Source organism: Micromonospora sp. NPDC047707 (assembly GCF_040704235.1).
In the GTDB taxonomy this organism is placed as follows: domain Bacteria; phylum Actinomycetota; class Actinomycetes; order Mycobacteriales; family Micromonosporaceae; genus Micromonospora.
In genome coordinates this window covers 291,954-305,206 of sequence record NZ_JBEYSU010000005.1, presented here as the reverse complement: position 1 = coordinate 305,206, position 13,253 = coordinate 291,954, and the positions used below count along the sequence as shown (strand labels likewise).

The following is a 13,253-nucleotide window of genomic DNA, read 5'->3' as shown; positions in this document are numbered from 1 at the left end:
TGTTCTGTGTTCCTTTTGGTGTTTCTCTGCGGGGCGCTGCCCCCCCCCCGGGGGGGCGGCCGGGGGCCCCCCCCCCGCCCCGCCCCCCACGGCCGGACACGGCGGCGACGCTGCCCGGCGGCGACGCTGCCCGGCGGCGGCGCTGCCCGGCGGCGGCGCTGCCCGGCGGCGACGGGATGGAACGAGCGAAGGGCGGCGATGAGGCGGCGGACCGGACGGCGACCCGGCAACCCGGACACCCGGGCGGCGATCCTGGCGGCGGCGCGCGCCGCGTTCGCCGACCGGGGGTTCGACGCGACCTCGATCCGGGCCATCGCCGCCGCCGCGCAGGTCGACCCGGCGCTCGTGCACCACTACTTCGGCAGCAAGGACCAGCTCTTCCTGGCCGCGATGGAGGCGCCGGTCGACCCCCGGGAGGTGCTGCCGAGGGTGCTCGCCGGCGACCGCGAGCGCGTCGGCGAGCGACTGGTGCGCACCTTCCTCGGCGTCTGGGACTCGCCGGCCGGCGCGGCCGGGCTCGCGCTGCTGCGCTCGGCGGTCAGCAACGAGTGGACCGCCCGGCTGGTGCGGGAGTTCCTGACCACCCAGGTGCTCCGCCGGGTCCTCGACCACCTCGACATCGACCCGGCGGAGCTGCCGCTGCGCGGCTCACTGGTGGCCAGCCAGCTGGTCGGGTTGGCGATGATGCGGTACGTGGTCCGGCTGGAACCTGTCGCCTCCGCGGCGCCGGAGACGCTGGTCGCCGCCATCGGCCCGACGGTGCAGCGCTACCTCACCGGCGACCTGCCGGCCTGAGTCGGGACCGGGCCCCGGTCACCGGGACCTGCCGCCGGCGGTCCGGGGCGGGGGCTCGGCGTCGGCCGCCGTCCTAGAGCGCCGACGGGCGCGCCGGGAAGGGGGTCCCCTCCAGCTCCTCCTCCTCGGGGGTGTGGCTGCGGCCGAAGGCGTCCATCCTGCCCCAGCGGCCGGGGATGTTCAGCAGCTCGATACGCCCGATGCCGGTGGGCAACTCCGGGTCGACGATGAGGTGTTCGCCGTGCGGGTCGAGGCCGAGCAGGACGCGTAACAGCAGCAGCGGGGCCCCCGTCGACCAGGCCTGTGGGCTGCAGGCGGTGGGGTACTCGACCGGGTACGTGGTGCGGGTTCGCGGGTAGCCGGCGAACGCCTCGGGCAGCCGGCCGTGGAAGTGCTCGGCGGCGTCGAGGATGCCCTGACAGATGGTGGCGGCCTCGCGGCGGAAGCCGTACCGCCACAGGCCCCAGGCGATGATGGAGTTGTCGAACGGCCAGACCGTGCCGACGTGGTAGCCGAGCGGGTTGTACCGGGCGCTGTCGGTGGCGAGGGTCCGCACCCCCCAGCCGGAGAAGAGCCGCGGGCTGAGCAGGAGTTCGGCCACCCGGCCGGCGCGGGACTCGTCGACGATGCCGCTCCACAACAGGTGCCCGATGTTGGACGACAGCGCGTCGACCTGACCGCCGTCGGCGTCGAGGGCGAGGGCGTAGTACTCCCCGTCGGCGATCCAGAACTCCTCGTTGAACCGGGCCTTGAGGTCGGCGGCCTCGCGTTCCAGGCGGTCCGCGTAGGCCGGGTCGTTCCAGAACAGGCGGGCCAGGCGAGCGCCACGCATCTTCGCGTCGTAGGCGTAGCCCTGCAGTTCACAGGTCGCCCGGGGGAAGCCGGGCAGGCGGCCGTCGCGATAGGACACCGAGTCAGGGGAGTCCTTCCAGCACTGGTTGGGCAGCCCGGTCGCGGGGTTGCGGGTCTGGTACCAGAGATATCCGGTGTCGAGGAGGTCACCGTAGGTGTCGATCCACCGCAGCGCGGCGCGGGCCTCGAACTCGTACGCCCGCACCAGAGTCGCGTCCCCGGTCCAGCGTTCGTACTCGTCGAGCAGGATCACGAACAACGGGGTGCTGTCGGCGGACCCGTAGTACGGGGAGTGCGGCTGCTCCTCGAAGCCCGCCGACTCGCCGTAGCGCAGCTCGTGCAGGATCTTGCCCGGTTCCTCGTCGGAGAAGTCGTCGACCCGGGTGCCCTGCGCGTAGACGAGGGTGCCGAGGGTGGCCGGCACGAGCTGCGGGGTGAACGGCAGGGCCTGCAGGCAGGTGAAGATGCTGTCGCGGCCGAACACGGTCATGAACCACGGCAGGCCGGCGGCGACCAGCTGCGCGGCCATGGTGATCGACGTGTACCGCAGCGCCGCCAGGTCCACCAGGCTCCGCCGGTAGGTCGACATGATCGACGGGTTGTCGCTGCAGAGTCGCGGCGCCGCGGACGTCCACCGGCGCAGCTCCTCGTCCAGCTCGTCACGGGAGCGGGCGTGCCGCAACTTCACGGTGTCCCGGAAATCCCGTTCCTGCGCACCGAGCACGAGGGTTCGCACCTGCAGCCGTGTCTGCCACTCCCCCTGCGGCGGGACCCGGACCTGGAAGGTCATCCCACCGGGATCGATGAGCGCGGCGGCGTCGGTGGAGATCACGGTTTCCCGGTGGAACCGGTCGCGCCGGTAGCGCAGCCGGAGCTGCCCCTCCTCCACGATCGCCGACACCGGCGCCTTCTTCGGCTGCGGGTTCTTGACCTCGAAGATGTCGGCGAAGTCGCTGCCCATGTCCACCCGCACCGTCACGTCCACCTCGCGGTCGCCGTGGTTGAGGACAGCGAGGTCCTCGACGAAGCTGCCGCCGATCATCCGGTTGCGGATCACCGACACCTTCGCGTCGACATAGTGGGTGGGTTCCCCGGGCACGAGGAAGAACCGGGTCTCGAAGTACCGGATGTCGTCGACCGACAGCGCGTGCAGGCGCTCCCCGTCCAGCCTCAGCCGCCAGGTGGACAGGAAGCGCGTGTCGTAGGAGAACAGGCCGGTCGGCACACTGGGCGACGGGTCGACGTCGCCCCGCTCGTCGCAGACGAGGAAGGTGTTGCCGTCCAGGATGCTGATCGATTTCCTCATCCCGGCGTCACCGGGGCCGTCTTCCGCAGCCGCTCCCGCCACACGGGCCCGTGCAGGGCCTGCCGCCGGGCCACCTCCCGTGGATCGAGCGTGCCGGACGGCGCGGGGAAGAACCGCCGGAACGTCAGGACCAGACGGGGGTCACCGGCGGACGTCGCCTCGTTGCGGAACAGCGCGGCGATCAACGGCGTGTCACCGCGGATCAACCGCTCGAAGAGCTCGTGCGTGGTCGTCATGACCGTGTCGGCGGGCTTCGCCTCCCGGGTGACGACGACCGCGTCCTCGGCGGTCATGTCCACGTACCAGTGATCGGTGTGACCGCCGTCGACAAGGTCCACCCGGATGCTTCCCCGGATCCGTGGCGGCAGATCCGCACGACCGCGTTGCCCCAGCCCGAGGAAGAACGCCTCGACGGCCCCACCCATACATTCCCCCCACGCAGCTCACCGCAGTCTAGGCAGGCGCCGACGGTCTCGGGGTGGTTTCGCGGACCGTTGCGGACCGTCGCCGGCAGCGTGATCGCGCGGCGGCGGAACCTACCGGCGTCCCTCTCCGGCGCCGACGTGCGGGCAGAGCATCGGGTGCAGCAGCCGGGCCAGTTCGGCGTGGTCGGCCACCGGCCGGGGGAAGGCGAGCCGGGCCCGGCGCGGCGCGCCCGGCCGGCCGTACGCGACGAGCAGCCCGTACCGGTCCAGGCGCACCACCCGCGGCCCCGCGTCGGCACCGCCGTCGACCAGGCCGAGCTGCCGGCGCAGGTACGCCGACAGCTGCTCGGTGTGGTGGTCGGCGAGGTCGGCCAGCAGCGCCGCCTCGACCGGGTGCAGCGGATCCGGCTCGGCCTCGGCGTACGCCTCGGGGTCGACCCGCCGGACGGAGCCGGCGCGTTCCCAGCGGGCCTCGACCACCTCGAAGCGGAACAGCCGGAACCGGGTGCCGACGTCGAGCAGGTCACCGGTGGCGTCGACGGCGGCGAAGTCCACCGCCGCCGCCCGCGCCCCGGCGCCGTGCAGCTGCTCGGCCCAGCCGGAGACCCAGGCGCGGCCGAGCGCCGGCGCGCCGGCCGCCGGGGGCAGGTCGAGCACGTCCAGCACGATGGCCACGTCGGAGCCGCCGGCGGTGGGCCGCAGCGCGGCGGCGAGGTCGCTGACGACCGGCACCAGCAGCAGCACCCGGCCGTCGGGGTCGGTGACGTGCCGGACGTGGTGCGGGCCCGGACGGTGCGCCACGTGGACGAGGCCGGGCAGCCGGCCCGCGACGAGGGTACGGACGATCTCCGCGGGACTGGGCCGCATGGCACGACCTCCTCAGTAGGTTAGGCTCACCTAACTCGGAGCGTAGAGCACCGGCACCGCCGCGTCTACCTGGTCTGTTCGAGCCAGGAGGCGTAGAGCAGCCCGTACACCGACTCGGGGTCGCGGACCAGCTCCTCGTGCGGGCCACGCTGCACGATCCGGCCCCGGTCCACCACGATCACCTCGTCGGCGGCCTGCGCCGTGGAGAGCCGGTGCGCGATGGCGAGCGTCGTCCGGCCCCGGGTCACCGCGTCCAGGGTGCGTTGCAGCCGCACCTCGGTGGCCGGGTCGACCGCGCTGGTCGCCTCGTCGAGCACCAGCAGGTCCGGGTCGGCGACGTACGCCCGGGCCAGCGCGACCAGCTGCCGCTCGCCGACGCTGAGCGCCTCGCCGCGCTCCCCCACCGGCGTGTGCAGGCCGGCCGGCAGCCCGTCCAGCCAGTCCGCCAGCCCCAGCTCGGTGAAGGCGGCGGCCAGCTCGTCGTCGGTCAGGTCGGGACGGGCGAACCGGACGTTCTCCGCGACGGTGGCGTCGAACAGGAACCCGTCCTGCGGCACCATCACCACCCGCGAGCGCAGGGAGGCGAACCGCACCTCCCGCAGCGGGACCCCGGACAGCAGCACGTCCCCCTCGGTCGGATCCATCAGGCGGGTGAGCAGCTTCGCGAACGTGGTCTTGCCGCTGCCGGTCTCGCCGACCACCGCCACCCGGCTCTTCGCCGGAATGTCCACGTCGATGTCGTGCAGCACCGGCGCACCGCCCGGATAGGCGAACCCCACCCCGGCGAACCGGATGTCCAGCGGGCCCGGCGGCAGCTCCCGCCCCTGCTCGCCCGGGTCCGCGACGTCCGGCGCGACGTCCAGCACGTCGAGCACCCGGCGCCAGCCGGCGATCGCGTTCTGCGCCTCGTTGAGCACCTCGGTGGCGATCTGCACCGGCTGGATGAAGAGCGTGACCAGGAACAGGAACGCGGTCACCTCGCCGATGCTCAGCGTGCGGTCGGCGCCGAGCAGCACCCCGAGCAGCACGACACCGGCGAGGGCCACACCGGCCGCGACCTCGCCGACCGAGCTGCCCAGGATGCTGATCCGGATGGCCCGCTGCTGGGCCCGGCGCTGGTTGTCGATCGCCTCGTCCAGCCGCCGCGCGGTCCGCCCGGCGATCCCGTACGCCCGGATCACCGGCGCTCCGACCACGCTCTCGGCGATCGCGCCGAGCAGCGTGCCGGTGCGCTGCCGCACCACCCCGTACGCCCCGGCGAGGCGCTGCTGGACGCGCCGGATCACGAAGACCGCCGGGCCGAACGCGGCGAACACCACCAGGGTCAACTGCCAGGAGTACGCGAGCATGACGGCCGTGGTCACCACCAGCTGGCCGAGGTTGACCAGCAGGATCACGCCGCCCCACTGGAGGAACTGGGTGATCTGGTCGACGTCGCTGGTCACCCGGGACACCAGCGAGCCGCGCCGCTCGGACTGCTGGTGCAGCATCGACAGGTCGTGCACGTGCCGGAAGGCGCGGACCCGCACGTTGGCCAGCGCCGACTCGCTGACCGTGAACAGCCGCCGCATCATCAGGTAGCCGCAGGTGGTGGTGACGACGAGCACCGCCGCCGTGACGGTCACGACCGTCCACACCACGCCCAGCTCGAGGCCGCCGGCGATGCCGTTGTCGATGCCCTGCTGCACCGCCACCGGCACGGCCGCCCGGCCGACCATGTAGACCAGCGCCAGGCCGAGCGTGCCGGCCAGCCCGACCCGCAGCTCCGGGGAGAGCGCCAGGCCGCGCCGCAGCGTCCGCCAGGTCGTCTCGGTCGCCTCCGGCGCCTCCGGGACCGTCACCGGTCCACCTCCATCTCCAGGCCGGACGCCAACGGTGGCGTGACCTCGTCGTCGTACGTGCGCTGCTCGGCCTGCTCGACCTCGGCCTGCTCGTACGCGGTGACCAGGTCGGCGTAGCCGGGGACGGTGGCGAGCAGCTCGGTGTGCGTGCCCCGGGCGACCACCCGGCCCTGCTCCAGGTAGATCACCTCGTCGGCGAGCGCGATGGTCGCCCGCCGGTACGCGACCACGAGGATCGACGCGGCCGCCGCACCCGGGTCGCCGGCCGGCGAGCGCAGCCCGGCCAGGATCGCGGCCTCCACCCGGGGATCGACCGCGCTGGTAGCGTCGTCGAGCACGAGCAGGCGCGGCCGGCCGGCCAGGGCGCGGGCCAGGGTGAGCCGCTGCCGCTGGCCGCCGGAGAGCGAGGTGCCCCGCTCACCCACCCGGGTGTCCAGCCCGTCGGGGAGGGCGGCGACGAAGCCGTCCGCCTCCGCCAGCCGCAGCGCCGCCCAGACGTCGTCGTCGCCGATGCCCGGCCGGTCGAGGGTGATGTTCGCGCGGACGGTGTCGTCGAAGACGAACGGCACCTGCGCGACGAGCGCGGCGGTGCCGGCGAGGGAGTCGGCGGTGAGGTCCCGCACGTCCACCCCGTCGATCGCGACGGTGCCGGTGCGCGGGTCGACCAGCCGGACGGCGAGTGAGGCGACGGTGGACTTGCCGGCGCCGGTCGGCCCGACGAGGGCGACCGTCTTCCCGGCCGGCACCGTGAAGCCGACCTCGCCGAGCACCTCCGCGCCGGGCAGGTGCGCCTCGACCGGTTCGTACGCGAAGTGGACGTCGGTGAAGGTGAGGGTGGCCGGCCGGGGGTCGGCGGGGTCGAGGACACGGTCGCCGTACGGCATCTCGCCGCTCGCGTCGAGCACCCGCCGGACCCGGTCCCAGCCGGCGACGCTGCGCGGCAGCTCGGCCAGCACCCAGCCGATGGCGCGCACCGGGAACGCCAGCACGGTGAACAGGAACGCCACGCTGACCAGCTCGGCGACGTTGATCGCGCCCTGCCGCAGCCGGAAGGCGCCGACCACGAGCACCGCGAGCGTGCCGAGGCTCGGCAGGGTCTCCAGCATCGGGTCGAAGACGCCGCGCAACCGCCCGACCGACACCAGCGCGTCCCGCAGCTCGCCGGCGCGGGCGCCGAACCGGTCGGTCTCCTGCGCCTCGCGCCCCATGGTCTTGACCACCAGCGCGCCGTCGAAGCTCTCGTGGGCGATGCCGCTCACCTCGGCCCGCAGCCGCTGCGCCCGGGCCTGGCGGGGGGCCATCCGGCGGGAGTAGACGACGTTGAGCGCGAAGAGCGCCGGGAAGACGGCGAGACCGACCAGGGCGAGGGCCCAGTCGGTCACGAACAGCGACACCACCGCGCCGACCAGCATCACCAGCGTGCCGACGGCGAACGGCAGGGGCGCGATGGGGTACCACGCGGCCTCGACGTCGGAGTTGGCGTTGGAGAGCAGGGTGCCGGTGGCGTTGCGGTGGTGCCAGGACAGCGGCAGGTCGAGGTAGCGCCGGGTGACCCGGCGGCGGTAGGCGGCCTGGAGGCGGAACTGCATGTACCCGGCGCCGAGCCGCCGGCCGAAGATGCCGACCACCCGCAGCACGCTGATGCCGAACAGCGCGGCGGCGGCCAGGGCGAGCGCGCCGACCTCCACCGAGCCGTCCGCGATCGCCGGCACCACCACGTCGCCGACCACCGCGCCGACCACGTACGCGCTGGCGATGATCATCAGCCCGAAGAGCACGCTGCCGGTCACGGCGACCGCGAAGATCCGCGGCTGTTCCCGGATCGCCCGGCCGAGGACGGCCAGTCCCCGCCAGAGCACGTCCCGACTCGTCCCGCTCGCCACGCTCTCCCCCGCCGTAAGCCGCAATTATCTCTCCCATCCTTACGTGTCGGGGCCAGCTCCGCCGACCCGGGCGGGCATGTCGGCCGTCACCCCTCCGGCCGGGCCCGGACGGCCGGCGCGCACCGGCCACCGCCGCCGCGGGTCCGGGGTTCTGCCGCGCGGCGGACCGGGGCCTACCATCGATGCCATGCCGCGGCACGCCCGATCGGAGCGCGAGGCGCTCGCCGATCTCCTGCAGACGCTCGGACCGGACGCACCGACGCTCAACGAGGGCTGGAACACGCGGGACCTCGCCGCCCACCTGGTGCTGCGGGAGCGGCGCCCGGACGCCGCCGGCGGCATCCTGCTCCCGCCGCTGCGGGGGTACGCGGAGCGGGTCCGCCGCCGCATCGCCGCCCGGCCGTGGCCCCAACTGGTCGACCAGGTGCGCCGTCCGCCGGCGTGGAGCCCGGTCAGCAATCCGGTGACCGACGAGCTGGCCAACACCCTCGAGTTCTTCGTCCATCACGAGGACATCCGCCGCGCCCGGCCGGACTGGCTGCCCCGCGACCTGCCGGTCGCGCTGCACCGGGCGCTGTGGAAGCGCGCCGCCCCGCTGGCCCGGGTGGCGCTGCGCCGCTTCCCGGCCGACGTGTTCGTCCAGGCGCCCGGGCACGGGGGGCTGTCGGTCGGCCGGGGCGGGGAACCGGTCCGGGTGGTGGGCGCGCCCGGCGAACTGGTGCTCTTCCTGACCGGTCGGCAGCGCGCGGCGCGGGTGCAGGTCGACGGGCCGACGCCCGTCGCCGACCGGCTGCGGGCCGCCCGGCTGGGCATGTAACGGAGTGTGCTCAAACGGTCACGCGACACTTCGGGACACCTTCGCCCCACTGATCGCGGCCGATCCCGTCCTCCCGTACGCTGTGCCGCGCCGCCCGCCCCGGGGCGGCGCGACAGGGGGAGCACCATGCGGACCTTCGCGGTCTCGGCGCTTCATGAGCCGCCCTTCCCTGCCGGACCGCACGTCGAGACGGCGCGGCTGGGCGGGGAGAGCATCGCCTGGGCGCAACGCTTCGGACTGATCACTAGCGGGCACCGGCTCCGCCGGGCGGACGCCGCCGGCCTCGCCGGGCGCGCCTGTCCCGGTGGCCCCGTCGAACGCGTCCGCCTGCTGGCCGACCTGATCACCTGGTTGTTCGTCATGGACGACGCCTGCGACGAGGACGGTCTGGGTGCGTCGCCCACCCGCCTGGCCCCGACCGTCGCGGTGCTGCTCGACGTGCTGGACCGGCAGGGTGACCCGGGGGCGGCGCAGCCGACCGGCGCCGGCCCGCTGGGCGACGCGCTGGACGACCTCTGCCGGCGGGTCCGGCAGCTCGGCCCACCCGGCCTGCTGCTGCGGTTCACCAGCCAGGTCCGCGACTACCTGCTCGCCCTGCTGTGGGAGGCGGCCAACCGGGAACACGGCCGGGTGCCCCTGCTCGACGAGTACGTGCAGATGCGCCGGCACACCGGCGCGGTGCAGCCGAGCTTCACGCTGACCGACCTCGCCGCCGGCGGGCTGCCGGGGCCGGGGCGGCGCGCCGATCCGGCGCTGGTCGCCCTCGACCTGCTCGCCGCCGACCTGGTCTGCTGGTGCAACGACCTCTTCTCGTACGGCAAGGAGACCCGCGACACCCGGGACGCGCACAACCTGGTGACCGTGCTGGTCGAGGGGTCCGGCGGCGACGAGGCGGTGGCGCTGCGGGCCGCGGCCGACCGGTTCAACGGGGCGCTGGCGGCGTACCTGGCGGCGGACTCGGCGCTCTGGGCGACCGGGGACGACGTGCTGCGGACGGTCCTGCGCAACCGCCGCGCCTGGATCCGCGCCACCTACGACTGGTCGCGGACGGCGGCCCGGTACGCCTGACCGGCAGGGTTCCATTAGGTGGGACGTGGGACGCTCCCGCGGGCAGGGCTAGCCGAGGCCCGGGGGCAGGCAATACTCTTCGGTAACGCACATTGGCGTGACGACCGTCACGCCACCACCCCCGAAGGCGGCTACAGCGATGGCTCTCGATGTACCGTACCGTTCCATCCCTGACATGTTTCTCAAGCGCGTCGCGGCGAGTCCCGACCGCCGTGCTTTCGGTCACCCGGGCCCGGACGACTCCCCGGTCTGGCTGACCTGGGAGCAGGTTGCCCACCGCGCCAAGGCGATCGCCGCCGGGCTGCACGGCCTGGGCGTCGGTCAGGAGGATCCGGTGGCGATCCTGGCGAACACCCGGCTCGAGTGGGTGCTCGCCGATTTCGGCATCATGTGTGCCGGCGGCGCGACCACCACCGTCTACCCCACCACCGAACCGGAGGACGCGACCTACATCATCGCCGACTCCGGCTCCCGGGTGTTGTTCGCCGAGAACCCGGCCCAGGCCGCGAAGATCGCCGGCGCGGAGCTGCCGAGGCTCACCCACGTCGTGCTCTTCGACGGCGCGGCGGACCCGGCCGCGGCCGTACCGCAGCTCACCCTGGCCGAGCTCGAGGAGCAGGGCGCCCGCGCCCTCGCCGCCGAGCCCGACCTGATCGACATGCTGGTCGCCGGCATCGGTCCGGACCACCTGGCCACCCTCATCTACACCTCCGGCACCACCGGTCGCCCGAAGGGCGTCGAGCTGCTGCACGGCGGCTGGTGCTGGGAAGGCGTGGCACAGGCCGAGCTGGGTCTGCTGCGCGAGGACGACCTGCAGTACCTGTGGCTGCCGCTGTCCCACTCGTTCGGCAAGACGCTGCTCTGCGGGGCGACCCACGTCGGCCTGCCGACGTACGTCGACGGCCGGGTGGACAAGCTCGTCGAGCTGCTAGCGGTGGTCAAGCCGACGCTGATGTGCGGCGCCCCGCGCATCTTCGAGAAGGTCTACAACAAGGCGGTCACCACGGCCCAGGACGCCGGCGGCGCGAAGGCCAAGATCTTCGCCTGGGGCGTCCGGGTCGGCAAGGAGAAGGTCGCCCTGGAGCAGGCCGGCAAGCCGGTCCCGGGCGGGCTGAAGCTGAAGTACGCGGTGGCCGAGAAGCTGGTGTTCAGCAAGCTCCAGGCCCGCCTGGGCGGCCGGATCCGGGTGCTCGTCTCGGGCGCGGCGCCGCTCAGCCCCGAGATCGCCACCTTCTTCGCCGCCGCCAACCTGCCGATCTCCGAGGGCTACGGCCTCACCGAGACCAGCGCCGGCAACTTCGTCAACCCGCCGGACGGGCTCCAGATCGGCAGCGTCGGCAAGGCGATGGGCGACCTCGAGTGCCGGATCGACACCGACGGCGAGATCCTGATTAAGGGTCGGCCGGTGATGCGCGGCTACCACAACCTGCCCGAGGAGACCGCCGCCGCGTTCACCGAGGACGGGTACTTCCGCACCGGCGACATCGGCACGCTGGACGAGAAGGGCTACCTGCGGATCACCGACCGCAAGAAGGACCTGGTGAAGACGTCCGGCGGCAAGTACATCGCCCCGTCGCACATCGAGGGCATGTTCAAGGCGACCTGCCCGTACACTTCGCAGGCGGTGGTGATCGGGCAGGCCCGCAACTACTGCACCATGCTGGTCACCCTCGACCCGGACGCGATCAAGGGCTGGGCGGCCGGCACGCCGCTGGAGGGCCGCAGCTACGCCGAGATCGTCGCCTCGCCGGAGGCGCAGGCCATGCTCGACGAGTACGTCGCGCAGCTCAACAACAAGCTGAACCGGTGGGAGACGATCAAGAAGGCCACCATCCTGCCCCGCGACCTCACCATCGAGGACGGCGAGATCACCCCGTCGCTGAAGATCAAGCGGCGGGGCGTGGAGAAGAACTTCGCCGCGGAGATCGACCGGATGTACGAGGGCACGCTCGCCGAGCTCTGACCGGTCCGACCGGCGGCCCCGCACCCCGACCGGGGTGCGGGGCCGCCGCCGTACCGGGCCGGCTCACAGGTGGCGGCCCCGCCAGGCGGTCTGGTCGGCCTCCGCCGTCACCTGCTCCCGGAGCGCCACCTCCCGCACGTTTCGCCGCAGCGGCGCGTCGACGACGGTCTGCACGGCGACCAGCACCACGGTGGCCAGGGCGAGCACGGAGACAGCGAGCATCTCCCCCAATGGGGCGGCCAGCGGCACCAGGACGGCAAGCAGCACCACCGCCGTCACCGACGGCCAGCGCACGGTCCCCAGCACCCGGAGGCCGAGTGCGACCAGGCCGAGCAGGTAGAGCGCGACGCCGCCGTAGAGCGCCAGCAGGTCCAGGCCGGGCAGCGGCAGCCCCCAGGTCGGCGTGGACGGATCGGCGCCCTCCTCCAACAGGCCCTTGAGGCCCAGCGCGAGCAGGATGATCCCCGCCACCAGCACCGTGTGCAGGTAGGTGTACGCGTCCCGGGCAAGAGCGGCGCGGACTCTGGGAACCCGCGCCCGGTGCAGCGTCTGCTCGGAGGCCAGCGCCAGCGTGTCGAAGTACGCCCACCACAGGGCGGCCACCACGGCGATGCCGAGCAGCGCCGCGATGATGATCGGCCAGCTCAACGGCAGTCCGGCGGTGAAGCCAGGTCCGATCCCGAGGGCGATGATCGTCTCGCCGAGGGCCACCAGGACGATCAACGCGTGCCGCTCCGCCCAGTGCCCGGCGGACAGCACAGTCCAGCCGGTGCCGGGCAGGACCAGTCCCGACCCGTACTCGACGCCGATGGCGGCGAACCAGAGCGCGAGCCGGACGACCTGCTCGACGCGGTCCTCGGCGAACCGCTGCGGCAGCACCGCGGCGATGAGGAGGAATCCGGTGGCCGCCAGCACCGGCACCACCGGCAGAAACCGACGTAACCGCGAGCGCTCCTGCCGGACCATCCAGCCGAAGACCGCCACCTGGCTTATCCGGATCACGAAGTAGCAGACCGCGAACACCAGTGGCCCGGGCAGGCCGCCGGGCAGGTCCCGGAACGCCTTCGGCATCGCGAGAGCGAACACGAAGGCCGTGGCCGTGGCCGCGAACCCGACGAACGGGACGACGCCCTGATCCGTACGGACGAGGTTGCCCAGCACCGCGAAGCCGGTCCAGGCCCACCACAGCAGGGCCAGCACCAGCAGGCCCTGCACCAGGCCGCGCAGGGTCGGGTTGCCGGCAACGGCCGTGGTGACGTTGAGGAAGGCGAAGACGAACACCAGGTCGTAGAAGAGCTCCAGGCGGGTGGTCCGGGAGCCCGGCGCGCTGGGCTGGACGCCGCGCGGCCATGGCGTCCCCCGAACGCTCTCCACCTGCGTAGTCTGTCAGCCGGGGCGCTGCGGGCAGGCAGGATTGACCGACCAGCGACCGCCGC

At 73.4% G+C, this 13,253-nt stretch carries 10 protein-coding genes; 4 read left to right on the top strand and 6 right to left on the bottom strand.

What is annotated here, in order from left to right:
• Positions 1-198: 198 nt before the first annotated feature.
• Positions 199-795, top strand: a complete 597-nt coding sequence (locus AB0873_RS08450) for a TetR family transcriptional regulator (RefSeq protein WP_366599009.1) — start codon at positions 199-201, stop codon at positions 793-795.
• Positions 796-868: 73 nt separating this feature from the next.
• Here AB0873_RS08450 and AB0873_RS08445 read toward each other — a convergent pair whose 3' ends face one another.
• From AB0873_RS08445 to AB0873_RS08425, 5 genes are all read right to left on the bottom strand, one after another.
• Positions 869-2,953: a glycogen debranching N-terminal domain-containing protein gene (locus AB0873_RS08445; protein WP_366599008.1), complete on the bottom strand. Its 2,085-nt coding sequence runs from the start codon at positions 2,951-2,953 to the stop codon at positions 869-871.
• Positions 2,950-3,378: an SCP2 sterol-binding domain-containing protein gene (locus AB0873_RS08440; RefSeq protein WP_366599007.1), complete on the bottom strand. Its 429-nt coding sequence runs from the start codon at positions 3,376-3,378 to the stop codon at positions 2,950-2,952. The genes AB0873_RS08445 and AB0873_RS08440 overlap by 4 nt, the downstream gene beginning before the upstream one ends.
• Before the next feature lie 111 nt (positions 3,379-3,489).
• Complete coding sequence (locus tag AB0873_RS08435; RefSeq protein ID WP_366599006.1) at positions 3,490-4,245, bottom strand: DUF2470 domain-containing protein; 756 nt, start codon at positions 4,243-4,245, stop codon at positions 3,490-3,492.
• A gap of 65 nt (positions 4,246-4,310) precedes the next feature.
• Complete coding sequence (locus tag AB0873_RS08430; protein ID WP_366599005.1) at positions 4,311-6,086, bottom strand: ABC transporter ATP-binding protein; 1,776 nt, start codon at positions 6,084-6,086, stop codon at positions 4,311-4,313.
• Positions 6,083-7,969, bottom strand: coding sequence for an ABC transporter ATP-binding protein (locus tag AB0873_RS08425; RefSeq protein ID WP_366599004.1), 1,887 nt, complete (start codon positions 7,967-7,969; stop codon positions 6,083-6,085). The genes AB0873_RS08430 and AB0873_RS08425 overlap by 4 nt, the downstream gene beginning before the upstream one ends.
• 187 nt (positions 7,970-8,156) lie before the next feature.
• On the opposite strand from AB0873_RS08425, the gene AB0873_RS08420 reads away from it, so the two are divergent.
• From AB0873_RS08420 to AB0873_RS08410, 3 genes are all read left to right on the top strand, one after another.
• Positions 8,157-8,786 carry a TIGR03085 family metal-binding protein gene (locus AB0873_RS08420; protein WP_366599003.1) on the top strand — a complete coding sequence of 210 codons (630 nt, stop codon included), beginning with the start codon at positions 8,157-8,159 and terminating at the stop codon, positions 8,784-8,786.
• Between the two features lie 126 nt (positions 8,787-8,912).
• Complete coding sequence (locus AB0873_RS08415; RefSeq protein ID WP_366599002.1) at positions 8,913-9,854, top strand: terpene synthase; 942 nt, start codon at positions 8,913-8,915, stop codon at positions 9,852-9,854.
• A gap of 139 nt (positions 9,855-9,993) precedes the next feature.
• Positions 9,994-11,817, top strand: a complete 1,824-nt coding sequence (locus AB0873_RS08410) for a long-chain fatty acid--CoA ligase (RefSeq protein ID WP_366599001.1) — start codon at positions 9,994-9,996, stop codon at positions 11,815-11,817.
• Between the two features lie 63 nt (positions 11,818-11,880).
• Here AB0873_RS08410 and AB0873_RS08405 read toward each other — a convergent pair whose 3' ends face one another.
• Positions 11,881-13,191 carry a low temperature requirement protein A gene (locus AB0873_RS08405; RefSeq protein WP_366599000.1) on the bottom strand — a complete coding sequence of 437 codons (1,311 nt, stop codon included), beginning with the start codon at positions 13,189-13,191 and terminating at the stop codon, positions 11,881-11,883.
• Positions 13,192-13,253: the final 62 nt, after the last annotated feature.

Excerpts from the sequence above, each read along its gene's own strand:
- AB0873_RS08450 (WP_366599009.1), top strand. The coding sequence starts at position 199 with ATGAGGCGGCGGACCGGACGGCGACCCGGCAACCCGGACACCCGGGCG.
- AB0873_RS08445 (WP_366599008.1), bottom strand. The coding sequence starts at position 2,953 with ATGAGGAAATCGATCAGCATCCTGGACGGCAACACCTTCCTCGTCTGC.
- AB0873_RS08440 (WP_366599007.1), bottom strand. The coding sequence starts at position 3,378 with ATGGGTGGGGCCGTCGAGGCGTTCTTCCTCGGGCTGGGGCAACGCGGT.
- AB0873_RS08435 (WP_366599006.1), bottom strand. The coding sequence starts at position 4,245 with ATGCGGCCCAGTCCCGCGGAGATCGTCCGTACCCTCGTCGCGGGCCGG.
- AB0873_RS08420 (WP_366599003.1), top strand. The coding sequence starts at position 8,157 with ATGCCGCGGCACGCCCGATCGGAGCGCGAGGCGCTCGCCGATCTCCTG.
- AB0873_RS08415 (WP_366599002.1), top strand. The coding sequence starts at position 8,913 with ATGCGGACCTTCGCGGTCTCGGCGCTTCATGAGCCGCCCTTCCCTGCC.
- AB0873_RS08410 (WP_366599001.1), top strand. The coding sequence starts at position 9,994 with ATGGCTCTCGATGTACCGTACCGTTCCATCCCTGACATGTTTCTCAAG.